29 protein-coding genes and 1 rRNA gene are annotated in these 26,230 nt (G+C 32.1%); 2 read left to right on the top strand and 28 right to left on the bottom strand.

From position 1 onward, the window contains the following. Position 1 precedes the first annotated feature (1 nt). Both ACU68W_RS04120 and uraA read right to left on the bottom strand, forming a co-directional pair. Entirely contained in the window at positions 2 to 694 is a 693-nt protein-coding gene (locus ACU68W_RS04120; protein WP_094223611.1) for a response regulator transcription factor, read from the bottom strand. Positions 695 to 774: 80 nt separating this feature from the next. Continuing rightward, positions 775 to 2,031 (bottom strand): uracil permease, encoded by a 1,257-nt coding sequence (gene uraA / locus ACU68W_RS04115; RefSeq protein ID WP_094208828.1) that lies wholly within the window; start codon positions 2,029 to 2,031, stop codon positions 775 to 777. A gap of 122 nt (positions 2,032 to 2,153) precedes the next feature. Between uraA and ACU68W_RS04110 the strand changes: the two genes are divergently transcribed. Both ACU68W_RS04110 and ACU68W_RS04105 read left to right on the top strand, forming a co-directional pair. After that, the gene (locus tag ACU68W_RS04110) at positions 2,154 to 2,576 is read left to right on the top strand and encodes a Fur family transcriptional regulator (RefSeq protein WP_094223612.1); all 423 of its coding nucleotides are present in this window, start codon (positions 2,154 to 2,156) and stop codon (positions 2,574 to 2,576) included. Beyond that, positions 2,569 to 3,414 carry a helix-turn-helix transcriptional regulator gene (locus ACU68W_RS04105; protein WP_094205947.1) on the top strand — a complete coding sequence of 282 codons (846 nt, stop codon included), beginning with the start codon at positions 2,569 to 2,571 and terminating at the stop codon, positions 3,412 to 3,414. The genes ACU68W_RS04110 and ACU68W_RS04105 overlap by 8 nt, the downstream gene beginning before the upstream one ends. Before the next feature lie 39 nt (positions 3,415 to 3,453). Here ACU68W_RS04105 and yaaA read toward each other — a convergent pair whose 3' ends face one another. The 26 genes from yaaA to rrf all read right to left on the bottom strand — a co-directional run. Continuing rightward, positions 3,454 to 4,188 (bottom strand): peroxide stress protein YaaA, encoded by a 735-nt coding sequence (gene yaaA / locus ACU68W_RS04100; protein ID WP_446756158.1) that lies wholly within the window; start codon positions 4,186 to 4,188, stop codon positions 3,454 to 3,456. Between the two features lie 94 nt (positions 4,189 to 4,282). After that, entirely contained in the window at positions 4,283 to 4,933 is a 651-nt protein-coding gene (locus ACU68W_RS04095; protein ID WP_094205949.1) for a V-type ATP synthase subunit D, read from the bottom strand. After that, complete coding sequence (locus tag ACU68W_RS04090) at positions 4,933 to 6,321, bottom strand: V-type ATP synthase subunit B (protein ID WP_094205950.1); 1,389 nt, start codon at positions 6,319 to 6,321, stop codon at positions 4,933 to 4,935. Before ACU68W_RS04090 ends, ACU68W_RS04095 begins: the two co-directional genes overlap by 1 nt. After that, positions 6,321 to 8,084, bottom strand: coding sequence for a V-type ATP synthase subunit A (locus ACU68W_RS04085; protein WP_094223614.1), 1,764 nt, complete (start codon positions 8,082 to 8,084; stop codon positions 6,321 to 6,323). The genes ACU68W_RS04090 and ACU68W_RS04085 overlap by 1 nt, the downstream gene beginning before the upstream one ends. 13 nt (positions 8,085 to 8,097) lie before the next feature. Beyond that, positions 8,098 to 8,409: a V-type ATP synthase subunit F gene (locus ACU68W_RS04080; protein ID WP_002836812.1), complete on the bottom strand. Its 312-nt coding sequence runs from the start codon at positions 8,407 to 8,409 to the stop codon at positions 8,098 to 8,100. Continuing rightward, positions 8,402 to 9,400, bottom strand: coding sequence for a V-type ATP synthase subunit C (locus tag ACU68W_RS04075; protein WP_446756157.1), 999 nt, complete (start codon positions 9,398 to 9,400; stop codon positions 8,402 to 8,404). Before ACU68W_RS04075 ends, ACU68W_RS04080 begins: the two co-directional genes overlap by 8 nt. Positions 9,401 to 9,408: 8 nt before the next feature. Then, the gene (locus tag ACU68W_RS04070) at positions 9,409 to 9,963 is read right to left on the bottom strand and encodes a V-type ATP synthase subunit E (protein WP_094205952.1); all 555 of its coding nucleotides are present in this window, start codon (positions 9,961 to 9,963) and stop codon (positions 9,409 to 9,411) included. An 11-nt stretch (positions 9,964 to 9,974) separates the two neighbouring features. Further along, a complete protein-coding gene (locus ACU68W_RS04065) occupies positions 9,975 to 10,451 on the bottom strand; it encodes a V-type ATP synthase subunit K (RefSeq protein WP_002836815.1) in 477 nt (158 codons plus the stop codon). Positions 10,452 to 10,460: 9 nt separating this feature from the next. After that, a complete protein-coding gene (locus tag ACU68W_RS04060) occupies positions 10,461 to 12,401 on the bottom strand; it encodes a V-type ATP synthase subunit I (RefSeq protein WP_446756156.1) in 1,941 nt (646 codons plus the stop codon). Next, a complete protein-coding gene (locus ACU68W_RS04055; protein ID WP_446756155.1) occupies positions 12,401 to 12,712 on the bottom strand; it encodes a hypothetical protein in 312 nt (103 codons plus the stop codon). The genes ACU68W_RS04060 and ACU68W_RS04055 overlap by 1 nt, the downstream gene beginning before the upstream one ends. Positions 12,713 to 12,791: 79 nt before the next feature. After that, positions 12,792 to 13,421: a uracil phosphoribosyltransferase gene (gene upp, locus ACU68W_RS04050; protein WP_002836820.1), complete on the bottom strand. Its 630-nt coding sequence runs from the start codon at positions 13,419 to 13,421 to the stop codon at positions 12,792 to 12,794. Positions 13,422 to 13,465: 44 nt separating this feature from the next. After that, positions 13,466 to 14,494, bottom strand: coding sequence for an L-threonylcarbamoyladenylate synthase (locus ACU68W_RS04045; protein ID WP_446756154.1), 1,029 nt, complete (start codon positions 14,492 to 14,494; stop codon positions 13,466 to 13,468). Position 14,495: 1 nt separating this feature from the next. Then, positions 14,496 to 15,482, bottom strand: coding sequence for a gluconeogenesis factor YvcK family protein (locus ACU68W_RS04040; RefSeq protein ID WP_278725567.1), 987 nt, complete (start codon positions 15,480 to 15,482; stop codon positions 14,496 to 14,498). Next, positions 15,451 to 16,308, bottom strand: a complete 858-nt coding sequence (gene rapZ / locus ACU68W_RS04035; protein WP_094205957.1) for an RNase adapter RapZ — start codon at positions 16,306 to 16,308, stop codon at positions 15,451 to 15,453. The genes ACU68W_RS04040 and rapZ overlap by 32 nt, the downstream gene beginning before the upstream one ends. An 8-nt stretch (positions 16,309 to 16,316) precedes the next feature. Further along, positions 16,317 to 17,066 carry a PHP domain-containing protein gene (locus ACU68W_RS04030; protein WP_094224893.1) on the bottom strand — a complete coding sequence of 250 codons (750 nt, stop codon included), beginning with the start codon at positions 17,064 to 17,066 and terminating at the stop codon, positions 16,317 to 16,319. Next, the gene (gene murB / locus ACU68W_RS04025) at positions 17,056 to 17,961 is read right to left on the bottom strand and encodes a UDP-N-acetylmuramate dehydrogenase (protein WP_446756153.1); all 906 of its coding nucleotides are present in this window, start codon (positions 17,959 to 17,961) and stop codon (positions 17,056 to 17,058) included. Before murB ends, ACU68W_RS04030 begins: the two co-directional genes overlap by 11 nt. Beyond that, positions 17,948 to 19,195, bottom strand: a complete 1,248-nt coding sequence (locus tag ACU68W_RS04020) for a bifunctional folylpolyglutamate synthase/dihydrofolate synthase (RefSeq protein ID WP_094223622.1) — start codon at positions 19,193 to 19,195, stop codon at positions 17,948 to 17,950. Before ACU68W_RS04020 ends, murB begins: the two co-directional genes overlap by 14 nt. Positions 19,196 to 19,283: 88 nt before the next feature. After that, positions 19,284 to 20,351, bottom strand: coding sequence for a peptide chain release factor 1 (prfA, locus tag ACU68W_RS04015; RefSeq protein WP_094207346.1), 1,068 nt, complete (start codon positions 20,349 to 20,351; stop codon positions 19,284 to 19,286). A 2-nt stretch (positions 20,352 to 20,353) separates the two neighbouring features. Beyond that, positions 20,354 to 21,145, bottom strand: coding sequence for a peptide chain release factor N(5)-glutamine methyltransferase (gene prmC / locus ACU68W_RS04010; RefSeq protein WP_094223623.1), 792 nt, complete (start codon positions 21,143 to 21,145; stop codon positions 20,354 to 20,356). Further along, on the bottom strand, positions 21,139 to 22,035 hold the full coding sequence (locus tag ACU68W_RS04005) for a DUF1385 domain-containing protein (protein ID WP_094223624.1): 897 nt from the start codon (positions 22,033 to 22,035) through the stop codon (positions 21,139 to 21,141). The genes prmC and ACU68W_RS04005 overlap by 7 nt, the downstream gene beginning before the upstream one ends. A 78-nt stretch (positions 22,036 to 22,113) precedes the next feature. Next, entirely contained in the window at positions 22,114 to 22,317 is a 204-nt protein-coding gene (gene rpmE / locus ACU68W_RS04000) for a 50S ribosomal protein L31 (RefSeq protein WP_002836835.1), read from the bottom strand. A gap of 100 nt (positions 22,318 to 22,417) precedes the next feature. Next, positions 22,418 to 23,734, bottom strand: coding sequence for a transcription termination factor Rho (gene rho, locus ACU68W_RS03995; RefSeq protein ID WP_094223625.1), 1,317 nt, complete (start codon positions 23,732 to 23,734; stop codon positions 22,418 to 22,420). A gap of 11 nt (positions 23,735 to 23,745) precedes the next feature. Further along, the gene (locus ACU68W_RS03990; protein WP_094205966.1) at positions 23,746 to 24,429 is read right to left on the bottom strand and encodes a cytochrome c biogenesis CcdA family protein; all 684 of its coding nucleotides are present in this window, start codon (positions 24,427 to 24,429) and stop codon (positions 23,746 to 23,748) included. Beyond that, the gene (locus ACU68W_RS03985) at positions 24,422 to 25,048 is read right to left on the bottom strand and encodes a thioredoxin family protein (RefSeq protein ID WP_446756152.1); all 627 of its coding nucleotides are present in this window, start codon (positions 25,046 to 25,048) and stop codon (positions 24,422 to 24,424) included. Before ACU68W_RS03985 ends, ACU68W_RS03990 begins: the two co-directional genes overlap by 8 nt. Positions 25,049 to 25,830: 782 nt before the next feature. After that, entirely contained in the window at positions 25,831 to 26,016 is a 186-nt protein-coding gene (locus ACU68W_RS03980) for a hypothetical protein (RefSeq protein WP_094205968.1), read from the bottom strand. 106 nt (positions 26,017 to 26,122) lie between these two features. Continuing rightward, positions 26,123 to 26,230: ribosomal RNA gene (rrf, locus tag ACU68W_RS03975) — 5S ribosomal RNA — on the bottom strand; the annotation flags it as partial.

The following is a 26,230-nucleotide window of genomic DNA, read 5'->3' as shown; positions in this document are numbered from 1 at the left end:
TTTAATTTCTTCCATCATTTAAATAGTATCCTGAATATTTCTTAGTCAACAAGAAATCGTCCAAGCCAAGTTTGTTTAATTTTTTTCTTATTCTATTGATATTCACAGCTAAAGTATTATCATCTATGAAAAAATCATTTTGCCAACATTTATCCATCAATTTTTCCCTAGTGACTATTTCACCTTTAGCTTCAAATAGCGATTTTAAAATTAGCATTTCTGTTTTTGTGAGATTAATTTCATTGTCATCGAATTCTAATCTGAATTCATTCACAAAAAGCATGACTTCATTAAACTCCAAAACGCTTTTGATGATGTTGTTTCCGTAATATCTTTTCATTACGGCGTTGATTTTAACCATTAATACATCAAAATTAAATGGCTTAGTAATATAATCGTCAGCTCCCATCTGCATTCCCATTATTATATCCAAATCCTCTGATTTTGAAGATATGAAAATTATTGGAATATCAGTTGTTTTTCGTATTTTTTCGCACCAAAAATATCCGTTAAAACTAGGAAGTATAATATCCATCAATATTATATCTGGCTTTTTATTCTTGACATCCTCCATAATATCTATTCCAGAATTTGTGAACACTTCGTATTCCCAATTTTCTAAATATTTTTTAAGCGAATTTAAAATTATTTTATCGTCTTCTATAATTAAAACCTTCATACTAAAATTATACATAAACTTGCGAAAAAATGATACGAATGCTATTTTTCAATAAAAAAATTAGTGAACTAATAAAAGTCCACTAATTATACTTACTAATCGTTCATTATTCCCAATCTATCAAATACATAGAATAATAAGCTCAATACTACTGCAACAACTGATGCTAGAACCATTCCTGATAATGATACTCCCAAGAAGTTTATTTTCAATCCTGAAAGTCCAGTTACAAATATTACAGAAGTTAATATTAAGTTTTTGGATTGTGAGTAATCTACTTTTTGATCTACTAATAATCTGATACCACTTGTTCCAATCATACCGTAAAGTAAGAATGTTACTCCACCTATTACATTTCCTGGTATTGATGAAATAAGCGCTGATAATGGTCCAATAAATGCCATTAAAATTGATATACAAGCTGCTCCCGCAATTACATAAACTGAATAAACTTTAGTAATTGCCATTACGCCGATATTTTCACCGTAAGTTGTTGTTGGAACTCCGCCTATAAATCCAGATATTGCAGTTGAAAAGTTGTCTGCAAAAATCGATCTATGAAGGCCAGGTTCTTTTAATAAATCTCTTCCTATGATATTACTTGTAACTACTTGGTGTGAAATGTGTTCACTTGTTATTACCAAAATTACAGGCAACATTGTGATTATAGATTTTAGGTCAAATATTGGAAGTTGAAATTTAGGCAACGTAAATAATGATGCTTGCATTACCGGTGTAAAATCGACCATTTTTAATGCTACACTTACAATATAACCTGTTATAATTGCGATTAATATCGGTATTGTAGCTAAGAATTTTTTGAATAAAACAGAACCTAAGATTGCTACTGACAATGTGACCAAGAAAACTATAAGATCGTTTGTAGTTCTTGTATCCGTCATAATATTTGCACCGATTTTACCGCCAGAAACAGTTGCTTGTGCAAGTTCAAATCCTATCAAACTTACAACACTTCCCATAGCAGCCGGAGGCAGAACGACATCAATCCAATCCGTTCCAAATTTATAAATTATGTATGCTAAAATACATCCAATAAGTCCTATCGCAACGAAAGCTCCCTGTGCATAACGAAATCCCGATTGTCCAATTATTATGGTTGCAGGTCCTAAGAAGGCAAAACTACTTCCCAAATACGCCGGTGCTTTTCTTTTTGTTATCAAAATAAATAACAGTGTACCTATACCGTTCATCAATAAAACAATACTAGGATTAATCCCCAAAACTATAGGCACCAATACACTCGCTCCAAACATAGCGAAAGTATGTTGAATACTTAGAGGTATTAGCATCTTTGGAGATACTTTTTCGTCTACTCCAATAATTCTTTTCATAAAACACTCCTTTGATTTTTTATCCTATATATTCTACATTGAAGTCAAATATATTTCAAGTGGTTTGACTTGTATATCTTCTAGCTGATATAATAAAAAGCGTTATTTGAAAGGAAATTATTATGGAAAACAATGGAAATTATTTAAGAACAAAATTACTAGACAATGGTATTAAACCTACATATCAAAGAATTGTAATTTTAGATTATTTGGAAAATCATCATATTCATCCAACTGTAGATGATATTTACAGAAATTTAGCTCCTAAATTGACTACATTATCTAGAACAACTATCTATAATACAGTTAAAGTCTTCGTGAAAGCTGGTATTGTATCTGAACTTAACATCGATAACTCAGAGCTAAGATACGACATAACGACTGAAACTCATGGACATTTTAAATGTGATAAATGTGGCAAGATTTACAATTTTAATACGGAAAATACAGTTGAAAGTTCCGATTTGAAAGGATTCAAAATCTATTCTACAAATATTTTGATTAACGGAATATGCAAGGATTGCTTGGAAAAAGAAAATGAATAGTGAATTTTACAAGATTGAGCCTAGAGATGATTTATACATCAAGTTATTATTTATTTCTAAAACAGAACTTAAAATGAATGAAGAAATAAAAAGAGGAATACTTCCTTTTTATCAAATGTACTATTGTCTTAGAGGAAATGGAACTTTTATTGTAAATGACAAAAAGATAGAAATTCTTCCTTTTGATGTATTAATAGTAAATCAAGGTTCCAGAATTACAGAAATTTCTAAATCAGAAAGTTTTGAATTCTATACACTAGCTATTTCTGAAGTATCTTTTGATACAGAACAAAAAGATAAAGCAGTGCTTAGTATCAAACACAATCACATCAATGACCGTGATATGGTAATTTTGTACTATATCAACAAAATATTGGAAGAAGCCAAGTACAAGAGATTTAGATATCAAAGAGTGTGTTCTTGTTTGATTAGTATTTTGATTACAGAAATTCAAAGACGTGGCGATTTAAAATTCACAATGGATGATCCTGCACAAGATTCATTTACTAAACATGTCGAAGATTATATTTATGAAAATTTCAATCAAGAAATCACACTAGATTCTATTTCAGAAAAATTTATGGTCTCTAAGTCACATTTAATCCACGAATTCAAAAATCATTACGGTAAAACTCCAATGCAATTTTTGCTAAACAGAAGAATGGAATCTGCGATGTTGCTATTAAAAACATCAAACAAGCCAATCAACGATATAGCAAAACTCTGTGGATTCAATTCCCAATCATATTTCGATCAGGCATTTCGTAGAGTGGTGAAAGTTACGCCTAACGATTATAGAAACAAATACAAAACAAAAATCAAAAAAATCAAAAAATAGACTTTGTTTAACACATGTTACAAACAAAGTCTTTTTTAATTAATCAGACACTTTTGATTTCACAAAAACAAGCTTATTTATATCACTGTAATCTTCAGAATAATTATATCCATCACAAGAGAACTTCTTCAATTGTCCAATATCTTCAACATTATTTCTTGCCATATAATTTACCATTCTACCTCTAAGAATTTTAGATGGAGTTGCTTTTGTCTTTAATTTTATATCTCCTTCTACAAATACTTCTTCTTTAAAATCAATCTTAACAGGTGTTTCATCTAAGTATTTGTAAATATTCTGACCATACTCTTTTGATGCCAAATCGATTATTTCCTCACCTTTAAAGTGATCTCTTATTTCATCTTCCCAAAATTCATACAGATTAATTAATTTGTCTTCAAAATCCAATCTATATTTTGATATTTCATCTAATGGTCTAAGTATTCCGTAAAGTCCCGATAATATTCTGAGATGTTCCTCCAGATATCCTAATTGATTTTCATCCAATGAGTTAACATCCATGTATTGATATTGTATTCCGTCAAAGCTTAATATCGCACAACCTTTTGGTGCCTCATCGAAATTTTGATAAAGGTTGTAACTTTCCTCTGCTATTTTGTCGGAACATTTCCACAATTTTTTAAGTTCTTCGGCTGATTTTTCTTTTATAATCGAAACTAGCTCATTTTTCTTGCTTTCATATAGACAATCACAATTTTTGTTTTTAATTTTTCTAATTTTAAAAGTTTTTGCGGGTGAAATTATAATCTTCATACTGTCCTCTACATATTTTTCATTCTACTAATTATATTACCATAAAAAAAGACTGAGTAATCTAATTCTAAGATTATTTTACCCAGTCTTATTTTTATGCTTCGTTTTCTTGTTTTGCGATAATATCTTTGACTTTCATAAGTCTTGTAATATTAGCACGTTCGTTTTCATCAAGCTTTGCTCTGATATATTTAATTGTTTCTTCCAAATCAGGAATAGTTCTATATTCCAAAGCATTTACTCTTCTTCTAGTTTGCTCAATTTCATCCGCCATTAATTGTGTAGCTTTTTCGATTTGAGCTAATGCCAACATATCATCCATAACTGAATTCAATGAGTCAATTGCCAAGTCCAAATCTTGTGATGTTTGAGCATATCCGTAAGGATATATTTCACTAGAATCAGCTTCACCTTCACGAGAGAATTTCATTTGTGGAATAATTACACTCATTACGTTTTTAGTTTCAATATCTACATTTACCTTTGTTTTAGGAAATGATACTGCTTCATCCAAAAACTCTGGACTCATTATTGCACTTGCCATTAGAAAATCGCTGAATGAGTTTTGAAGTTTTTCTTCAACTTTTTCTCTTAGAGCTTTGTTCTCTTTTATCATGTCGATGAATTGTCTCATAAGTTCGTCTTGTTTATCTTTTAATAACTTATGACCTCTGGAAGATGTTTTGAGTCTAGCTTTTAGCTCCGACAGAGCCATTCTTGTAGGATTGACGTTGAGTCTTGCCATTACTCATCAGTCCCTTCACCATTTCCAATATATTTATCTATCAATTCGTCTTTAATTCTCTTCAATTCTGTACGTGGTATTTCTTTTAATAAATCCCAGCCGATATTAAGAGTTTCTTCAATTGATCTATCAGTATAATAACCTTGGTCTACATATTCTCTTTCGAATCTTTCAGCAAATTTTGCAAATGCTTTGTCAGCATCGCTCAATGCAGATTCCCCAAGAATTGCAGATAATTGTTTTGCATCAAGTCCTGATGCATATCCTGCATAGATTTGGTTCATTGTATCTGCGTGATCTTCTCTTGTTTTGCCTTTACCAATACCTTTATCTTTAAGTCTTGACAATGATGGAATAGCATTAATAGGAGGTTCATATCCTTTCTTATATAATTCACGAGAAAGTATAATTTGACCTTCTGTAATGTATCCTGTCAAGTCTGGTATTGGGTGAGTAATATCATCTTCTGGCATTGTCAAGATAGGAATTTGAGTGATAGATCCTTCTCTTCCTACGATTCTTCCAGCTCTTTCATATAAAGTTGCAAGGTCAGTATACAAATATCCTGGATATCCTCTACGACCTGGAACTTCTTTTCTGGCAGCAGATACTTCACGAAGTGCTTCTGCGTAGTTTGTCATGTCTGTCATGATTACTAATACGTGCATTCCCTTTTCAAAAGCCAAGAATTCTGCACAAGTTAGTGCCATCTTTGGAGTTGAAAGACGTTCAATTGCTGGGTCATCAGCTAAGTTCATGAACAATACTGCTCTGTCGATAGCGCCTGTTTTGTTAAAGTCTCCGATGAAATATTGTGCTTCTTCAAATGTTATTCCCATGGCAGCAAATACTACGGCGAATTTATCATCTTTACCCAAAACTTTTGCTTGTCTTGCTATTTGAGCTGCTAATTTATTATGAGGAAGACCTGATCCTGAGAATATAGGAAGTTTTTGTCCTCTAACAAGAGTATTCAAACCATCAATTGTAGATACCCCTGTTTCTATAAATTCTGATGGATAATCTCTGGATACAGGGTTGATAGATGAACCATTGATGTCCACTTTATCTTCTGGAATAATTTTAGGACCATTATCTATTGGTCTACCTAAACCATCAAATACTCTACCAATCATATCTTCAGATACTCCAAGTTCCAAAGGTCTACCTAAAAATCTTACTGTAGTTTCTTGTAAGTTAATCCCTGATGTACCTTCGAATACTTGAACCATTGCTACATCGTGGTCAATTTCTACAACACGACCACGTCTTTTTTCTCCATCTTGTAATTCTATTTCAACAAGTTCATCGAACTTTACGCCTTCTACACCTTCTACCGCCATTAATGGTCCGACTACTTCTGTTACTGAATTATAATCTTTAATCATTAACGTTCACCTCCATTAACTAAATCGGTAATTTGTGATTTAATTTCTTGTTTAATTTCTTCAAATCTTTGTAGTTCATCTTCTGGAATATTTTTAGAACGTGTGATTTTTTCTCTTACAGCAAGTTTTGAAATTTCAGATACATAAGCTCCTTCTTCCAAAGCTCTCAAAGATTCCTTGTGGAATGTTAAGATTAAATCCAACATCTTTGCTTGTTTGTCCAATGAACAGAATGTATCTGTTTCGTGGAATGCGTTTTGTTGTAAGAAATCTTCTCTTAATGATTTTGAAGTTTCAAGTTTGATTTGGTCTTCATCACTTAATGAATCACGTCCAACCAATCTTACGATTTCTAATAAAGATGATTCTTCTTGCAATAACTTCATCGCTTGTTTTCTATAATCCGAGAAATTACTATCTACGTTACCATCCAAATATTCGTCGATTTTATCTTGATACAATGAATAAGAGTTAATCCAGTTTATTGCTGGGAAGTGTCTCATGTAACTTAATGCGTAATCCAAACCCCAGAATACTTTTACAATTCTAAGTGTTGATTGTGTAACTGGTTCTGAAATATCTCCACCTGGAGGAGATACCGCACCAATAACTGTCAATGATCCGTCTCTTCCATCACTACCTAAACATTTTACTTTTCCAGCACGTTCGTAGAAATCAGCAATTCTTGATGCCAAGTATGCTGGATAACCTTCATCACCAGGCATTTCTTCAAGTCTACCACTCATTTCACGAAGAGCTTCTGCCCATCTTGATGTTGAGTCAGCCATCATCGCTACCGAATAGCCCATATCTCTGTAGTATTCAGCAATTGTAATTCCTGTGTATATACTTGCTTCTCTGGCTGCTACTGGCATGTTTGAAGTGTTAGCTATTAAAACAGTTCTCTTCATCAATGATTGTCCAGTCTTAGGGTCAATCAATTCAGGGAATTCATTAAGAACGTCTGTCATTTCGTTACCACGTTCTCCACAACCTACATACACAACTATTTCAGCGTCTGCCCATTTAGCTAATTGGTGTTGAACTACTGTTTTACCACTACCGAAAGGTCCTGGAATTGCTGCAGTACCGCCTTTTGCAACTGGGAAAAATGTATCGATAACTCTTTGACCTGTGATCAATGGTTTGATTGGATCTTCCTTTTCTTTGTAAGGTCTACCATTTCTTACAGGCCATCTTTGAATCATATTTATTTCAATATCTTTTGACTCTTGTTCTACAACGCAAACTGTTTGATCAACAGTGAATTCTCCAGATTCAATTGATTTGATTTTACCAGATACATTAGCTGGAACCATTATCTTGTGAACAATTACTTCAGTTTCTTGAACTTCACCTATAATATCTCCTGCTTCTACTTCATCACCTACAGACTTAACAGGTTTGAATTCCCATTTCTTTTCTCTGTTTAATGATGGAGCGCTAACTCCTCTTAACAAGAAGTCTCCAGCTTTTTCTTGCAATGATTTTAATGGCCTTTGAATACCATCAAACATTTGCTCTAATATACCAGGTCCCAATTCAATTGATAGTGGGTGACCTGTAGATACAACTTTATCTCCAGGGCCAATTCCTGTTGTTTCTTCATATACTTGAATTGAGGCTTTATCGCCTCTCATTTCAATAATCTCTCCAATGAGCTTATCGTCTGAAACCTCAACAACGTCATATACGCTTGCGTTTTCCATTCCTTCAGCAACTACTAAAGGTCCGGATACTTTTAATACTTTACCTTCTTTCAATATAAGCTCTCCTTTACAAAATGTTCGCTCCAACAGCTTTTTCGACATTAGTATTGATTCTGTTCATTCCAATGTTCAAGCTACCTTGATTAGAAGGTATCAAGATAATTGCTGGTGAAACTTTATCATTATATCTATCTATTGTTTCTTTGATTTTTTCTGCTATTTGTTCAGTAATAAAAATCACTCCGTAGTCTTCTTTTGCTAATCTATCAACTGTTTTTCTAGCGTCTGTGCTCTCAATAGATTCAAATACATCTACTCCCAGAGCTTTGAAGACCAATACAGAATCTCTATCACCTACTACAGCTACTTTTTTACGCATAACTTAACCTCAACTTACTCCTGATATAATCAGGTTTCAATGAGTTAATCTTTCCTACAAAAATAATCCTAAAATTCTTAATTTCAGTTTCTTTTGCAAATAAATATCCAAACAAAACCTCAGGTCCATAAGTAACCTTTTTGATTTCTTTGATTTTTTCCATCAAATAATCATCCATTGCCTTTTCAAAGGCAGATAAACTATTTGATTTCTTATACTCACTGATAGCTTCTTTTACATAGTAGTAAATTCTAGCTTGTTTGAATAATGGACTATCTTCGGTAATTTCAGAATGCAATTCACTTTCAAACTTTTCAGATTCAATACTACCATTAGGAATAATGACTTTTTTCAAAAATTCTAAACTTTTCTTTTGGTTTTGAACTCTAAGTAAAGTTTTAATATTAGTAAAATCTATCAAATCTTCGACGTATTCATTTATCAAATCTGAATCAATTTGTTTAGCAATTTCTGAAGTTTCCACAAAATACTCTCTGTCGGCATAAATATCTACCATTTGAGGATCTTTGTTTTCTTCGTAATCAGCGATTGACTCTTTGATAACTTTATCAAAATGTTCCATTTCAATTTCAGTATTTTCTCTAATTGAATCTCTCATGCTTTTGAATTCAATTCTAGTTATATCGCTTAACATTGAAGAAAAATCTTCATCTTTTAGATATTCTTTAATCAACACTTTTAAATTATGATAATCGTATTTTAATGCCATTAAGTCGACAGGAAATTGGAAACTACTCATATCATACATGTATTTATAAGTCTTTTTTAACTCATTTTTCAAAGCAACATCGTAATTCTTATAATTATCAAGCTTTGCAAATTCTGATTGATACACTGAATCCGAAAGTAATCTTACAGTTTCTTCTAAATTACTTGCATCTATCAGTCTTTCATAATCATTCTTACTCAACAATTCCTTTTCTTTGACACGAGTTATAGCAGATTGATGTATGAAATCTTCTTTTTTCATATTATCACCTACTTCTTAAAAAGAGTTTTTGCAATTTCTACTTCCAATTCATCTTTCATTGAATCGACCAGTGAAGAAAAATTATTATTGATTAATACATTACCTCTTTTAATACAAAATCCGCTGTCAACAGTTTCATCCGATATTTTTACATTAAAGTTTTCATTCTTCAAACTATCATACTTATCAGATTGTAATACTAACAAATCATCACTATTTAAATCCATTTTGGATAAACTGTTTGTTAGGTATTTTTTATAATCTTCAAGTGACATATTCTTTAATTTATCTTTTATTTTTTGTAAAACACTATCGATTACTTCTTGTTTTGCAAAAAGCGCATTATCTCTTGATTTTAAAACAACTTGAGATAAGTGTCTATCGTACACGCCTTTTGCTTCAGATTCTGCTTTGTTTAATATTGTATCTTTTTCTTGATTAGCCTGGTCTATTTTAGTTTCAATGATTTTTTCTTTTTCTTGATTTGCATTATTTAGAATTTGTTCAGATTCTTTTTTTGCATCTTCAAGAATTTCATTAATTATATTATCTAAATTAGACATCTAAATCACCATTAAGCTTGGATTTGGTTCATTAATAAGAATGAAATAGCGAATGCTAAGATGGCATATAACTCAACCATTACTGCATAGATAATACCTTTTGCTTGTTGAGGTTCATTCTTTGCTAAGATATTGATACCACTAACTGCTACTTTACTTTGAGCAATTGCTGAGAAATATCCTACAACTCCTACTGGTAATGCTGCTGCAATGTAAACATATCCTTGCGCTAAGGAAATGCTTCCACCTGCAAGTTTGAATAGAATTAAAATACCAATTACGAATCCATACAAACCTTGTGTACCTGGTAATAATTGAAGTACTAATGACTTACCGAATTTTTCTGGTTCTTCAATAACTACTCCAGCTGCAGCTTCCCCTGCTCTACCTACACCTTTAGCAGATCCCATACCTGAGAATAAAACTGCTATTACTACTGATAATACTCCTAAAACTAATCCACCGTTTTCTAAAAAGAATTTTTCCATAATATCCTCCTATTTGTTTGTTATGTTAAAATATTCTGATTCTGTTATAAGTTTCTTGAATGGCACTCCACCACCTTCGTAGAACTTATTGAACATTTCTACGAAAATCAATCTAGCAGAGTGAACGTATGCCGACAAGTACGATAAGAATGCGTTGAATGCTTGGAATACCACGAATACGATAAGTCCAAATATAAATCCTATGATACTTGATTCAGCCATCATTTTTACAATCATATTAATTGCTACCGCAATATATGCTCCTGATAAGCCCAATGCCATAAGTCTCATATAAGATACAAAATCTCCAATCCAGCCAGATATTCCGTACAATGAATACAATCCTGAACCAAGCTTACCACCGATGCTTTTTGCATCTCTTCCTGCTGTAAGAATAATTCCAACAGCTGATGCTATAGCAATCCATTTTGCAATTGTCAATGCCACAGCTGGCAATGCTAAAGTCTTACCGATTAGTAAAACTAATATGCTAATAATAATTAAATACCATAGTCCAACATCATAAAATGCATCTAAAGGCTTGTGATCTCTAATCAACATGTAAGCCTTGATTCCCAATGCAAAGAATAAATGTATAAAACCAAAGATTAAGCATAAAACTATTAAAGTCATTGCGTTTTTGCTTGTGTCAATGATTGGAGTCATCGGTATAATTCCACCGAAGAATGATCCATAAATGTATCCCCAGAACATTGAGGCAATTGATATGAACATAAAGAATTTCAAGAATTGCTTTTTCTTTTCATCAAGATTAAAAATCTTGAGAGCTACTATTATTGCTAAAAATACAATCAATCCGTATCCCAAATCACCAATCATCATTCCTGAAAAGAAACAATAGAAAGGTGCCAATAATGGTGTTGGATCAACTTCGTTGTATTTTGGCAATGAATACATTCCCGTTATACTTTCAAAAGCTTTTGCAAAACCTCTGTTTTTCAAAATAATCGGTACATTTGGATCGTTTTTATCTGCTGGATTCATTTCCAAATAATACTTATTATTCAATGAGTTTTGTAGTACATTTTCAAAATCTTTTTCTTTGTCGGTAGGAACATATCCTTCGATTATATCAATCTTATCCGTCTTTTTAATTTTACTTGTAGCTTCTTCTTTTAAGCTGTTGTTTTCAAGATAATCATGATAAATCTTAAATTGTTCAGTCAAATCTGTCTTTGATTTAATTTGATCTTCAATTTCTTTGTAATGCTTTTTGTTTGCAATGATTTGTTCGTCAATATTCTTAATTTCATCTTTTACAAGTCCATGTGCTTTAATATTAATGTTGACAAATCCATTGTCTCTTAGGATATCTTGCGCTTTTTCATAATCCTTAGCAATAACAAGCAAGTAAACAAAGCCTGAATTTCGAGAAATTTCTTCGATATAAATATCTTCAATGTCTTTTGTGTTTAATTTTAACTGATCGATGAATTTATCACTTACAGTTCCAGTAACCACCTTAACTCTTTCAAAATCATCGATCTTTGAAATATCCAAATCCAAATTCTCCCATGGAGTTAATTCAGATTTTTTTTGGTTCAAAGTTTGATTGTTCTGATCAAGTTCAGTTAGTTGTTTATCCAAAGATGAAAGTTCTTTGTAGTGTTCATCAAAGTCAAAATCAAGTGCTTTTTTAGTAAGCTCATCTAGTCTAAATGTTTTCTTACCTTGCTTTAATTCGTCTATCTTATTGTGCTTTTCTGAATACTTTTCAAGCAAATCTATAGACCATTTTACTTTGGTAAGCTTTTCACTAGTGCTAACAATTTGTTCAGAATTATCTAAATTCCTTACACCTTGATTTTCGTCTTCTACTTTCTTTTCATCAATATGAACATAATTAAACTTTTGAAGATCTTCGAGTAATTTTTCTCTATCATAATCAAATGAATACAAATCAAATTTGCTCATTTTTACAATAGCCATTAACTCACTATCCTTTCAACGATTTTGTCTACAAGTCCTTCAACTGTATCAATGTCGATGTTTTTAATACTTTCGTCATTCATCTTGGCTTTTTGTTCCAAATCTTTTGATTCTTCAATTGCTTTATTCTTTGAAGATTCTAGTTTTTCATTTCGAACTTTTTGTGCTTCGTTGATAATTTCATCGTATTTTTGCTCAGCTTCTGATTTTGCATCTTCTAAAATGCTTTTTCTTTTTTCATTAGCTTCATCGACAATAAGCTTAGCCTTCTCTTCAGCTTCTTTAATTTTTGATATAGCAGTATCTGACATTGTTTCACCTCCTAATTAGAGATGGTTTTAGAATATTAAAATACTCTAAAACCATAAGTATATAACTAAAAGCTTAAAGCTATTTAGTACCAAATAATCTGTCTCCTGCATCCCCTAAACCAGGTACAATATAACCGTGTTCGTTTAATTTTTCATCAAGACCTGCCACGTATATATCTACATCTGGATGCTTTTCTTGAACCATTTTGATTCCTTCTGGAGCTGCTATGATATTAACCAATTTGATGCTTTTACATCCATGTTCTTTTAAGAAAGTAATCGCTGCTTCTGCAGAACCACCTGTTGCAAGCATTGGGTCCACAACAATAATATCTCTTTCTTCAACATCTTTTGGCAATTTACAATAATATTCAACAGGTTTTAATGTTTCAGGATCTCTGTACAATCCAATGTGTCCAACCTTCGCTGCTGGTAGTACACTCAAGAATCCTTCAACCATTCCCAAACCTGCTCTTAAAATTGGAACTACTCCTAATTTTTTACCACTAAGAGTTTGGCCGGTAGTTGTTCCTATCGGAGTTTCTACTTCACAATCTTCTAATTTAAAGTCTCTAGTAACTTCATAGCACATTAAAGTTGCTATTTCAGAAACTAACTGTCTAAATTGATTGCTTCCTGTGTTTTTATCACGTAAAATTGTTAATTTGTGTTTAATCAACGGATGATCAAATACAGTTACTTTACTCATAATTCCTCCTATAAAATAAACTTTATACTCTTTATTATAACATACTAAATTACTTCTATGTTATTAGCACAAGATTTTTTAAGCCTGTTCATTATACTTATACCCATTTTTTGTTCATTTACCCCTTCACAAATTAATAATTTGTAATTTAATTTATCTAACTCCCTGAGGTAAGCGAAGATATTATGCGCAAAGTTCAAATAATCATTTCGTTTTGAAATAATTTTTACATTTTTGAAGTTTACATTCTGCGCTGTTTCTTCTGTGAGTATAAATCCAATTTCATCGGTATTTATTTCTAAGCTATCAACATAATTTTGTATGTTATCCATGTTTCCTTTGATTACTATGAGTTTTGTTTTAGGTGCGTAGTGCTTGTATTTTTGTCCTGGTGATTTCGGAATAGTCCTAGAATCGATTAATGATTTATCGTATACAACCTCATCCAAATACTCTTCCAAATCTTCTTTTGTGTAAAACCCCGGTCTAAGTATGGTGTATGGTTTTTCTGTCAAATCGACAACCGTGGATTCTATTCCGATGTTGCAACTTCCTCCATCCAAAATCATTTCAATCTCACCTTGCATATCGCTGTACACATCTTGTGCGTTAGTTGGTGATGGCCTTCCCGATTTATTTGCAGATGGAGCTGCTATTGGACAATTTGATTTATCTATCAAAAACCTTGCGATTTCATCCGATGGATTTCTAATTGCAACTGTATTTCCTCCACAACTTACAACGTCATTAACTTTGTCACTTTTTTTGAAAATTATAGTCAATGGACCTGGCCATAAATTATCCATCAATTTTTTTTGATCTTCAGTGATTTCTGACGATAAATTTCTGACCATTTCATAGTTAGTTACGTGCAAGATTAGTGGATTGTCTCTTTTTCTTCTCTTGACATCGAATATTTTTTTGCAAGCTTCTTCATCTAATCCATTTGCTCCTAATCCGTATACTGTTTCTGTTGGAAATGCAACTACACTTCCATTTTTTATTAAATCTGCAGCTTTTTCAAGTGCATGTATTTTGTTTTGTCCGTCTAATTTTTCAATAATCGTATTCATACTAATATCTTTCTAATATAGTTTTCATCAATTTATTCGAATCATGCACAATATAATCATAGCTAATATCACATATATCAGCTTCTATGATTTCTATGCCTAATTTTTCCATATTTTCGCGATCTTCATCTGTAATATAAATCGGCGTAGAGTTTTCAATTGATTTGTATCTGTATTTCGCATATTTGTCTACTTCCTTGGAATTAACGACGATTTTGTCAATAATGTTTGAATTTGCGTGATCAATAATGGCAACTACATGATCTGTAACGCTGTAACCATTAGTTTCTCCAGGTTGTGTCATTATATTCAATATGTACACAACTTCTGCCTTTGTTTCTTTTAGTGCTTGTGATATGTCTGTTACTAGAAGATTAGGAATTATAGATGTGTATAATGATCCTGGTCCTAATATAACAATATCAGCATCCATTATACTATCTATGGATTCTTTTAATGGCAAAAGCAATTTAGGTGATGTGTATACCCTTTTGATTTTACCTCCGTTTTTTCTATTCAAAAACGTGATGTTCGATTCACCTTCAATAGTAGATCCATCTTCCAATTCAGCAAATAATTTGACATTATCCAAAGTCATTGGCAGTACTTTTCCTGTAATCGCAAGTACGTTACTTATTTCTTTTATTGCCTCGTTGAAATCGCCACATATATCATTCATCGCAGCTATCAATAAATTCCCTAAGCTCTGACCTTTTAATTGACCATTTGAAAATCTATAATTTATTAATTTTTCCATTATAGGTTCAGTATTAGCAAGTGCCACAAGACAATTTCTAATATCACCAGGAGGTAACATTCCCAAATCTTCCCTGAGAACTCCACTTCCTCCACCATCATCAGCTACAGTTACAATAGTCGTTATGTTTGATGTGAAATTTTTGACGCCTCTTAGCAATATAGAATTACCTGTTCCTCCGCCTATAGTTACTATTTTTTTACCAAAATTTTTGGTCTCTGTGGGATACATAAACTTTTTCTCCATTTCCCTCAAGCCTTGTTGTCAAAGCTTGTGCTATTGCAACGGACCTGTGCTTTCCGCCGGTGCATCCTATTCCTATAACCAAGTTTGTTTTTCCTTCTTTTGAATATTTAGGAATCAAAAATTCCATCATATCCACCAATTTATCCAAGAATTCATTTGCTTCTTCAAATCCAAATACATACTCTTTTATATCTGTATTTAGTCCAGAAGATTTTTTTAATTCTGCTATATAGTAGGGATTCGGAAGAAATCTGACATCAAATATCAAATCTGCATCCAACAAAATTCCATGCTTAAATCCAAATGATACTACAGATATTGCTAGTTTTGTGTCTACATCTTTAAGTGAAAATGCAGATAATATTTTTCTTCTCAATTCTCCCAGTGTCAAATTAGAAGTGTTGATGATTGAATCTGCTGAATTTCTGACTTCACTTAGAAGTTCTCTTTCATTAGCTATACCTTCTAAAATATTTCCATTGACTGCCAAGGGATGTGGCCTTCTATGTTCTTTGTATCTTCTGATTAGAATTTCATCTGATGCATCCAAATATAAAATTTTAACATCAATACTTTGATTTTTCAAAAGTGTTATGGACTTCATCAAATCAGCGAAGAATTCTCCACCTCTAATATCTACTACGCAAGCTATTTTGTTGATTTTTTTCTTGCTTTTTGTAGTCAAATCGATAAAACTTAATAAAAGAGATGGCGGCATATTATCCAATGTATAATAACCCAAATCTTCAAAAATATCGCTACTGGCGCTTTTGCCAGCTCCACTCATTCCTGTAATAATTACAACTTCCATGAAATCTCCTAATCGATGTTTATAATTCTACTAATATCCAACCCTGATTCAATTACTCTTTTGATGCTGTCATTCACATTTGCAATATTTTTTCTGTGATGAGCATCACTCCCTAAACTAAATTTAACATTATAATGTGAAGAAATTTTGATTTCTTCTACAGATAAGTGTGGATGATGGTTGTTAATCTCCATAACTGTGTTTGTTTTTTCGCATGTTTGTGCGATTTTTTCGATATCAACATCTATTTTATCTCCTGGATGAGTTATTATAAAAATATCGTTGTTCTCCAATGCTTTTACCATTGTATTTGTATTCAAATCAATCATTTTTTTCCTGACCGATTGTCCCATCCAGCTCATTCTTTTTAAAACATGATAATTATAAAAAGATTTTTTGTCTACAAATCTAACTCCATCATGAAATCCAAGATTTATAAAATCAAAATACTTTTTCTCTTCTTCTCTAATATCTATCTCTCCGTCGTAGCCAATTACGTTGGCTTCAACTCCCATCAGAATTTCAATATCGTCGTACTTTTCTTTGAGCCTATCAATTTCTTCACGTTGTACAGGAATTAATTTTCTTTTTATTCCGTACATTAAGTGTCCAGGACCGTGATCAGTTATGCTTATAGTCTTTAATTTTTTTGCTCTCGCTTCTTGTACAATTTCTTCGATTGTACTTTTGCCGTGATTGTTACGACTATAAACTGAATGCACGTGATATTCTCTGGTTAATTTTATTTTATCTTCCACCGATAATTCTCACTTCTGGTTCTAACTTCACATTGAACTTATCAAACACGACTTTTTGCACATGTTCTATAACCGCTACAACGTCAGAGCATTTTGCATCTCCAACATTGACTATGAATCCACAGTGTTTTTCACTAATCATTGCATCATTGTATCTGTATCCTCTAAGCCCTGCTTCATCAATCAATTGTCCCGCAAAATGTCCTTCTGGCCTTTTGAATACAGAGCCACATGAAGGAAGTTCCAATGGTTGCTTGGATGTTCTTCTTTCTGTGTAATCGTGAAAATTATTGAGGATTTCTTGTTGATCACCTTTTTTTAGCAATAATTCAACTTCCAAAACGACTAATTTTTCATCTTGAACTCTTGAATGTCTGTAGGAAAAATCCATCTCATCACAGTTAAAATATTTTACATTCAAATCTATATCAATAACCTTAACTCTGTGAACAATATCTTTCATTTCTGTTCCATATGCACCTGCATTCATTGTAATAGCCCCTCCAATGTCTCCAGGTATGCCGCTAACAGCTTCAAAACCAGCGTAAGAGTTATTAATAGCTAATTTACTGACAGCGCTCAATAACGCCCCTGATTTTGCAGTTAGAATATCACCTTCAATTTTCATATCGTTGAAATTATCGTGTAATTTAATTACAACTTCTCTCAAGCCTTCATCGCTAACTAACAGATTCGATCCATTACCTATAATTCTGTAAGCAAAATCATTTTGTTTTATTAATTGAATGGCATTTATTATTTGTTCTTCATTTTTAGGAAATATCATAACATCACAACTACCTCCAATTTTGAAAGTAGTGTGATTTTTCATTGGCTCATCGTATAAAATTTCTCCGATATTTTTACCATCAAAAACTTTTTTATAAATGTTCATAAGCTTGCTCCGCACTGTACAACGTTCCAAAAATTATAATTACATCGTCTTTGAAATGTTCAATAGCATAATCCACGGCGTCATTTACATTTGGTTTTGCGACAACATTATCGCTGTAGGCTTCGATTTGCTTTTTCAAATCTTCTGCTTTTAATGCTCTTGGTGAATCTGGCGTAAATGTCACAAATGCTTTGGCATTTTCATGGATTAGTTTGATTTCATCGTTATAGTCCTTGTCTTTCAATACACCGTAAACAAATACGATTTTCTTATCACCAAACACAGATTCTATTGATGATTTCAAAGCTTTAACCCCATCGGCATTGTGTCCGCCATCGTATATTACTGTTGGGTTATGTCTAATCACATCAAATCTTGCAGGAATATATGCGTTTTTGAAACCATTGATGATATCTTCATCAGACAAATCGAGTTCATTTCTTAATACATCAATAGCACTCAATGCTAATTGCGCGTTAAATAATTGATATCTTCCAACCAATCTAGTTTCAATATGCAAATTTTTCCAATCAAAAGAATTATGAGTAGCGTTGATTTCAATATTTTTAGCTTCATCAAAATCACAAATGTATAGTTTGTTATCTCTTTCTTCTGCAACTTCTCTGAATACATCCAATACACTTTCTTGTTGATTATAAACCACACATCTTCCATTTTGTTTCATGATACAAGCTTTTTCATATGCAATTTCTTCCAAAGTATTTCCCAAATATTCTTGGTGATCCAATCCAATTTTTGTAATTACAGACAACAATGTTTCATCTGTAGCGTTGGTAGCATCCAATCTTCCGCCCATTCCAACTTCAAGAACCACATATTCGCATTTTTGTTCTGCAAAATAATAAATCGCGCACAAAGTTATAAATTCAAATGTGGACACCTTTATATCATTTTCTTCAATAGTGTCCTTGATAATTTCGAAAATTCTCATGAAATCTTCTTCTGAAATTTCTTTGTCGATTTTTATTCTATCGTAAAAATTAATAATGTGAGGTGATGTAAAAAGTCCAGTTTTATAACCATGTTCTTTTAGTGTTTGATATATAAAAGTTGATGTAGAACCTTTACCATTAGTTCCTGCAACGTGGATTATTTTAAAACTTTTTTCGGGATTACCTAGAATTTTCAAAGTTTTTTGCATTCTATCAAGTCCCAACTTGTAACCATCTCTTCCAATTTTATCCAAATATTCATAAATTAATTCACTATTCATTTTTATCTCCTAAATTTAAATATATATCTAATTATATCATTACTTGCTATAATATAAAAAACTCGAGCTTTTAAACTCGAGTTAATTTTTAATTCATCATTTTTAATTTTTCAGCTTGATCGTAGCTTGTCAAATCATCGATCATTTCTTCAATATCTCCATCTAAGAAATTTTGTAATTGGAATATTGTTTTGTTGATTCTGTGATCAGTTATTCTTCCTTGTGGGAAGTTGTAAGTTCTAATTCTTTCAGAACGATCCCCTGTACCAACTTGAGATTTACGAGCATCTGCTCTATCTTTGTTCTTTTCTTCTTCCATCAAATCATATAATCTAGATTTCAAAACTTTCATAGCTTTATCTTTATTTTTTATTTGAGATTTTTCATCTTGACAAGTCACTACAAGGCCTGTTGGAATGTGCGTTATTCTAACAGCAGAGTCAGTAGTGTTTACACATTGACCACCATTACCACTTGCTCTGAACACGTCAATTCTCAAATCTTTTTGTTCGATCTTAATATCAACATCTTCAGCTTCCGGTAACACAGCAACAGTTGCCGTAGATGTGTGAATTCTTCCTGAACTTTCAGTTTGAGGAACTCTTTGAACTCTGTGAACTCCTGATTCGTATTTTAATCTAGAATAAGCTCCTTTTCCTTTAACCATCATTACAGCTTCTTTAACACCGCCAACACCTTGTTGTTGAATATCCATAACTTCTGTTGTCCAACGTTTTTTATCAGAATACATTTGGTACATTCTCAAAAGTTCACCAGCAAATAAACCTGCTTCATCTCCGCCAGCACCTGCTCTTATTTCAATAAATACGTTCTTTTCATCGTTAGGATCTTTTGGCAACAACAAAATTTTCAATTCTTCTTGATCGTTTTCGATTTGTTCTTCCAATGTTGAGATTTCATCTTTCAATAGTTCTTCCATTTCACTATCTCCAGTAGTACCCAACAGCTCCTTATCTTCTTGTAAATTTTTCAAATTATCTTTGTATGACAAATATTTATTAACAACTGGTTCTAAATCAGCGTGTTCTTTCATTAATTTCGTCCAATTTTCCATGTCAGCGATAACTTCAGGATCTGCGACTTTTACTTCTAAGTCTTTGAATTTATCTACAACACTATCCAAATTTTCAAACATAATTACCTCCTCGCAATTATTACTCTATCAAAACCGTTAAAGTCTTTAATGCAATAGTGATTTTCAAATCCGTTTTCATCTAAAATTTGAAATATACTCTCTCTTTGATTATATCCTATTTCAAAAGCAAGCATACCATCTTCATTCAAATAATCACCAGCTTTATTTATTATTTTTCTATAAAAATATAGCCCATCATCTCCGCCAAAAAGCGCAGAGCGTGGTTCTTTTAAAATCTTTGTTTCAAGTGAATCGAAATCTTTTTTGTCTATATAAGGCGGGTTGGAAACTATCAAATCATACTTAGAATTCACATTCTCATACAGATCAGAATAAATAAACTCAACATTAGTAGCATTTAAGCTTTCTGCATTTTTCTTGGAAAGTTCAATAGCCTTTTTGTTTATATCCACTCCCAAAACTTTTGAATCCAATTCCAAATTCAAAGTGATCGATATTATACCAGATCCAATTCCGATTTCAAGTATATTGTCAAACTTACGATTAGTCTTGATTATTTCATCCACCAAAATTTCAGTATCAAATCTTGGAATTAAAACATCAGGATCTGTATAAAACTTTCTATTGTAAAAGTACTTAAACCCAAGTATATATTCAATTGGAATATCCTCATCATAAAGTCTTTTGTATTCTAAAATTATTTTCTCATCATTCCCATTTATCTCATCATTCGAGTGAATAATAGAATCAGAAAAACTATAGTTATACAATTTTTCCAAAATCATCAGACAATCAGATTTGTCGAATAAACTGTAAATATCCTTGATTACCATAAATCTTCATCTTCTTTTTCTGGAATAACACTTTTAAGTGCCAATATAGCAACTTCTATCATCTTGTCGTCAGGCTCTCTTACTGTAAAATACTTTTGAACCCATAATCCAGGTTTAACAAGTAGTGCCGTTATTGTATTATCGTATTTGCCAATTAATCTGTTAATTTCATAAGAAATAGACACAATTACAGGCAATAATACAATGCGATACAACATTCTCATTAAAGGATTAGGCCAGCCAACTAAACCCAAAACCAAAATAGAAATAATCATAACTGTGAATAAAAAGCTAGTGCCACATCTTGGATGAAGTCTACTTTGTTTTCTAACATTTTCAACAGTCAAATCCAGTCCTTGTTCATAGCAATAAATACTCTTGTGTTCAGCACCATGATATTCAAAAACTCTTTTCATATCTTTTGAATGAGAAACTATAAAAAGATATGTGAAAAATATTATAATTCGTATCATTCCTTCGATTAAATTGAAACTGAAAGATGAATGATTTAGCTTAACAAATGATGTAAGAAAAGTTGGAATGAAGAAGAAAAACACTAATGCCAATGCTACTGATGCAATTATAGAAAACACATTTTCTACTTTTCTGGCATTGTTTTTGAAATGCTTATCGAAGAAGTTTTCGCTATCATCTTCGTAAAAACTTGCTGAATACATTAATGCATCCATTCCCAACTTCATAGAATCAAACAAACTAACAACTCCTCTTATAAAAGGAATCTTCATCAAATTTATTTTATTGTTTTCTAAGTCTTTTACAACCAAATCAATTTCTTGATCAGGCTTTCTGACCGCTATGGAGTACTTTGAAGGGCCTCTCATCAGAATTCCTTCAATTAAAGCTTGTCCTCCAATTGTCGTTTTCTTCATGTCAATTTACCTTTTCATTATTCATTATCTATTTTTTAACACAAAAATACCAGCACCTAAAAGGTACTGGCAAAAATGCTAATCCATGTTGTATTTTTTCTTGAATTTTTCTACTCTACCACCATGTTCTACAAATCTTTGACGTCCTGTATAAAATGGGTGACATTGACTACAAACTTCGACGTTTATGTTTTCTTTAGTAGATCCTACTTTAAAAGTATTGCCACAAGAAGCGCAAGTTACTGTAGCTTCGTGGTATTCTGGATGTAAATCTTTTTTCATATTATCACCTCGTTTTTCTCAAAATTATTTTCGACTTACCTATTATAACACATGAGTATGAACTTGTCTACAAAATTTGAATATTTCAGTATAAATTTATTTACAAACTTTGCAAATTATTTATTGATTTTACAAATTCTTGGTTTGATTTTGTGTTTTTAATCATTTTTATAATTTGGTCTGCAATATTTTTGTTTTCTTGTGAATTCAATTGTTTCCTTATTTTATTAATTGCTGATAATTCTTCTTTTGTAAGAAGTAATTCATCTTTCCTAGTTCCAGATTTGTTCAAATCAATTGCAGGGAACACTCTCTGTTCCGACAGGCTCCTATCCAATTTGATTTCCATATTTCCAGTTCCCTTGAATTCTTCGAAAATAACATCATCCATTCTGGATCCTGTTTCAATTAAAGCCGTCGCCAATATAGTCAATGAACCGCCTTCTTCAATATTTCTTGCCGCACCAAAAAATCTTTTAGGACCATTCAATGCTAAAGGATCAAGTCCGCCGGACAAAGTCTTACCTGAATAAGGACTAGTAACATTATATGCACGAGATAATCTAGTAATTGAATCGACCAATATTACGACATCTTTTTTGTGTTCTACAAGCCTCTTGGCCCTCTCTATTACGATTTCAGCAACCCTAATATGATTTTGAGGCATTTCATCAAAAGTAGATGCTACAACATCTGCTCCCAAAACAGAACGCTTCATATCTGTAACTTCTTCCGGTCTTTCATCAATTAACAAAACAATAACATGAATTTCCGGATAATTTTTTCTTATAGAGTTTGCTATATTTTTTAGTAAAGTTGTCTTACCTGTTTTAGGTGATGCCACAATCAAGCCTCTTTGACCTTTTCCAACAGGACTTATCAAATCCATAATTCTCATTGAAACATTCTTTGAATCTCTTTCTAAAGTCAATCTTTCTCTTGGATAAATCGGCGTCAAATTCTCAAAATCAGGTCTATTTCTAAGATTTTCAACAGTATCTCCATTTACACGATTCACATAAATCAAAGCATTGAATTTTTCTTTATCCTTTTTCTCACGAGATAATCCCTCTACAAAATCCCCTGTCTTTAGTTTAAATCTTCTAACTTGAACAGGAGGTACGTAAATATCATCATCTCCTGAATCGTATCCTTCCGATCTCAAAAATCCATATCCGTTTTCGTGTAAATCCAAGATTCCTTCCACTTTCAAAGGATCCTTCAAATCTTTTTCTTCATTAGAAGAAGAATCTTCGTAATCATCCTCAGAATTATTTCTCTCATTAATATTAACCTGACTAATAATCTCTTTTATCAAATCTTGCTTATTATATTTACTAATACCTGCAACACCTACAGCTTTAGCAATAATCTTTAAATCTTGTAATTTTTTAGATTCTAATATATCTTTTTCCAATAAATTTCCTCCTAAATACCTTGGTACAAGAAATATAATCCAAATAACATCAATACTGCACCAAGAACTATTTCTATTATTTTAGAAACCTTAGTATATGAATCATTTTGAATAATCTCTTCGACTTTACCCATCAACAAAGCAGACATAAATACCAAAAAGCAATTCCCAATACCATAAAATACGAACAAAATAATAGAAAATAAAATATTTCTAGTATTAGCCGCTATAGCCATCAATGAAACTAAAACAGGTGTTGAACATGGAGATGCAAACACCGCTTGAATAACGCCAGCTAGAAAAGCTCCCAAAAGTCCAGTTTTTGTAATTTTGCTAGACTTATTTAAGCTAATAATCTTAATAACATGCCAATTTTGAAACGCCATAAGAATTAAAAGTATTCCAATAACAATATAAAAAACTCTACTAAATTGATTTAAAATTTTTCCTACTAAGGCAGCCGTCAATCCAAAAATTGTAAAAACTAAAATACTACCTAAACTAAAAACTAAAGCCACCTTGAACGATTTTTTCTTATCGTAATTATTCCCCGACAAATACCCAATTATAATTGGAATCATCGGCAATGAACAGGGAAGAAAACTAGTCAAAATCCCCGCAACCAAAGAAATAATAGGAGCCAAATAAACATAATCCTTGACTAATTTTGACAAAAATTCTAATAAACTATCCATTTATCATATCCGAAATCAATATTTCTAATTCGTTTTCTTTTAACAAACCTTCGTGAATATATCCCTTTTTACCATTAACAGTAACCTCTTGAAAATACTCATCCATCACGCTTTGAGCCTTACCAGAAAATTTAAAATTTTCTTTTAAAGGAATAAAAATTTGTGTAGGAGTAACTCTAATACCAGCTTGTGATGCAAAATCATTGTTCACATTAACTTCAACATCCTTAACAACGGCTTTCCCCTTGAACTTATTGAAAGTATTGTCTATATATGGAGCCATTTCCTTACAAGGAGCACATTCAATCCACGTAAAGTTTATAAAAACAGGCTTATCATATGAAAAAAACTTCTCAAACCCAGCATCCTTTCCAGCAAATAAAACATCTTCCTTGTCTACTTCCTTGTAAGCTTCCTTGAAATTATTCAAATCTGATGAACTTTTATTCTCACTACTAGAACTACTATCTTCTTTAACATTTCCATCAGTCTCAGTTTGCTTAGAACTATTATCTTTATTAATTGGCATAACTGGTTTATTCTTTATAAAAAACATAATCAAAACAGCTACCGTAATAAATGCAATAACTAAAATAGATTTTGATTTATTACTCTTCATAATCATTTCCTTTCTTTACTTTTGACCTATTAGATATTCAAATTACTATTGATTTACTATATTATTATATCAAACTTACGTTATTATTTACACCTCAATTCATTTTCATAATATAAGATTTTCGCTGTGAGGCTGGGCGATTGAGAACATTAAATTTTTCACAAGATATTCGTGGAAGATGTTTGCTATGGTCTCAACCTATGTGTATCTTTCAGCTGTTGTCCAGCGAATCCACTGCACTATTTTCTATCCTTGTCATGCAATACTCAAAATTCGCGAAACCTTAAAGCAAACATTCGAAGCTAAGAATATCATACGGAGAAAATAATTATAAATTCAAGCGAAGTGAAGCGTTAAAAAATTGTGCTGTTTGAGTGCGTAGCACGAGTTCACAATTTTAGGTTCACAAGCTTAGAATTTATTTATTTTCGTAGTCTAGATATTCGTGCAAGATGTTTGCTATGTCCTTAACTTATGTGTATCCTGAAACTGTTGTCCAGCAAATCCACTGCACCATTTTCTATTCTTGTCATGCAATCCTCAAAATTCGCTAAACCTTTAAGCAAACGATCGAAGCTAAGAATATCATACGGAGAAAATAATCATAAATTCAAGCAAAGGGAACCGTTAAAAAATTGTGCTGTTTGAGTGCGTAGCACGAGTTCACAATTTTAGGTTCACAAGCTTAGAATTTATTTATTTTCGTAGTCTAGATATTCGTGCAAGATGTTTGCTACTATCTTGACCTATGTGCATCATACTCCGCCTGTCTAACGAACTCTTTAATTCATTTTTTCTCGTTGTCCTACAATCCACAACCTAGCGAAATCTTTAAGCAAACAATCGAAGCTTACGAATATCATCATATAAAATTTAATGTTTTTCATGAGCGACGCTTCGAACGATGAAATCTTCATTTCTTTTTCTAAGAGAAGATTTCTGAAGTGAGGCTGAGCGATTGAAATCATTAAATTTTTCCATAGATATTCGTGCGAGATGTTTGCTAAAATAATTTAATGCGTTTATATTGCACAAAAAAAGATCTAACGGATTATATCACGTTAGACCTTAATTGTTTGGCGACTACCTACTCTCCCACGACGTTTCCATCGTAGTACCATCGGCGTTAAGAGGCTTAACTTCTGTGTTCGGCATGGGTACAGGTGTATCCCTCTTGCTTTT

The sequence above is a fragment of the Finegoldia sp. P2-F-LR genome (assembly GCF_052932265.1).
This window is presented reverse-complemented; position numbering and strand designations above follow the sequence as displayed.

Excerpts from the sequence above, each read along its gene's own strand:
- ACU68W_RS03985 (WP_446756152.1), bottom strand. The coding sequence starts at position 25,048 with ATGAAGAGTAATAAATCAAAATCTATTTTAGTTATTGCATTTATTACG.
- ACU68W_RS04095 (WP_094205949.1), bottom strand. The coding sequence starts at position 4,933 with ATGGCAAGACTCAACGTCAATCCTACAAGAATGGCTCTGTCGGAGCTA.
- uraA (WP_094208828.1), bottom strand. The coding sequence starts at position 2,031 with ATGAAAAGAATTATTGGAGTAGACGAAAAAGTATCTCCAAAGATGCTA.
- ACU68W_RS04110 (WP_094223612.1), top strand. The coding sequence starts at position 2,154 with ATGGAAAACAATGGAAATTATTTAAGAACAAAATTACTAGACAATGGT.
- ACU68W_RS04045 (WP_446756154.1), bottom strand. The coding sequence starts at position 14,494 with ATGAATACGATTATTGAAAAATTAGACGGACAAAACAAAATACATGCA.
- prmC (WP_094223623.1), bottom strand. The coding sequence starts at position 21,145 with ATGGTAATCAAGGATATTTACAGTTTATTCGACAAATCTGATTGTCTG.
- ACU68W_RS04105 (WP_094205947.1), top strand. The coding sequence starts at position 2,569 with ATGAATAGTGAATTTTACAAGATTGAGCCTAGAGATGATTTATACATC.
- ACU68W_RS04090 (WP_094205950.1), bottom strand. The coding sequence starts at position 6,321 with ATGATTAAAGATTATAATTCAGTAACAGAAGTAGTCGGACCATTAATG.
- ACU68W_RS03980 (WP_094205968.1), bottom strand. The coding sequence starts at position 26,016 with ATGATTTCAATCGCTCAGCCTCACTTCAGAAATCTTCTCTTAGAAAAA.
- murB (WP_446756153.1), bottom strand. The coding sequence starts at position 17,961 with ATGAACATTTATAAAAAAGTTTTTGATGGTAAAAATATCGGAGAAATT.
- ACU68W_RS04020 (WP_094223622.1), bottom strand. The coding sequence starts at position 19,195 with ATGAATAGTGAATTAATTTATGAATATTTGGATAAAATTGGAAGAGAT.
- prfA (WP_094207346.1), bottom strand. The coding sequence starts at position 20,351 with ATGTTTGAAAATTTGGATAGTGTTGTAGATAAATTCAAAGACTTAGAA.
- ACU68W_RS04055 (WP_446756155.1), bottom strand. The coding sequence starts at position 12,712 with ATGTCAGATACTGCTATATCAAAAATTAAAGAAGCTGAAGAGAAGGCT.
- ACU68W_RS03990 (WP_094205966.1), bottom strand. The coding sequence starts at position 24,429 with ATGGATAGTTTATTAGAATTTTTGTCAAAATTAGTCAAGGATTATGTT.
- ACU68W_RS04070 (WP_094205952.1), bottom strand. The coding sequence starts at position 9,963 with ATGTCTAATTTAGATAATATAATTAATGAAATTCTTGAAGATGCAAAA.
- rapZ (WP_094205957.1), bottom strand. The coding sequence starts at position 16,308 with ATGGAAGTTGTAATTATTACAGGAATGAGTGGAGCTGGCAAAAGCGCC.
- yaaA (WP_446756158.1), bottom strand. The coding sequence starts at position 4,188 with ATGAAGATTATAATTTCACCCGCAAAAACTTTTAAAATTAGAAAAATT.
- ACU68W_RS04065 (WP_002836815.1), bottom strand. The coding sequence starts at position 10,451 with ATGGAAAAATTCTTTTTAGAAAACGGTGGATTAGTTTTAGGAGTATTA.
- ACU68W_RS04040 (WP_278725567.1), bottom strand. The coding sequence starts at position 15,482 with ATGTATCCCACAGAGACCAAAAATTTTGGTAAAAAAATAGTAACTATA.
- ACU68W_RS04005 (WP_094223624.1), bottom strand. The coding sequence starts at position 22,035 with ATGAAGAAAACGACAATTGGAGGACAAGCTTTAATTGAAGGAATTCTG.
- ACU68W_RS04080 (WP_002836812.1), bottom strand. The coding sequence starts at position 8,409 with ATGCGTAAAAAAGTAGCTGTAGTAGGTGATAGAGATTCTGTATTGGTC.
- rpmE (WP_002836835.1), bottom strand. The coding sequence starts at position 22,317 with ATGAAAAAAGATTTACATCCAGAATACCACGAAGCTACAGTAACTTGC.
- upp (WP_002836820.1), bottom strand. The coding sequence starts at position 13,421 with ATGAGTAAAGTAACTGTATTTGATCATCCGTTGATTAAACACAAATTA.
- ACU68W_RS04120 (WP_094223611.1), bottom strand. The coding sequence starts at position 694 with ATGTATAATTTTAGTATGAAGGTTTTAATTATAGAAGACGATAAAATA.
- ACU68W_RS04075 (WP_446756157.1), bottom strand. The coding sequence starts at position 9,400 with ATGAAAAAAGAAGATTTCATACATCAATCTGCTATAACTCGTGTCAAA.
- ACU68W_RS04060 (WP_446756156.1), bottom strand. The coding sequence starts at position 12,401 with ATGGCTATTGTAAAAATGAGCAAATTTGATTTGTATTCATTTGATTAT.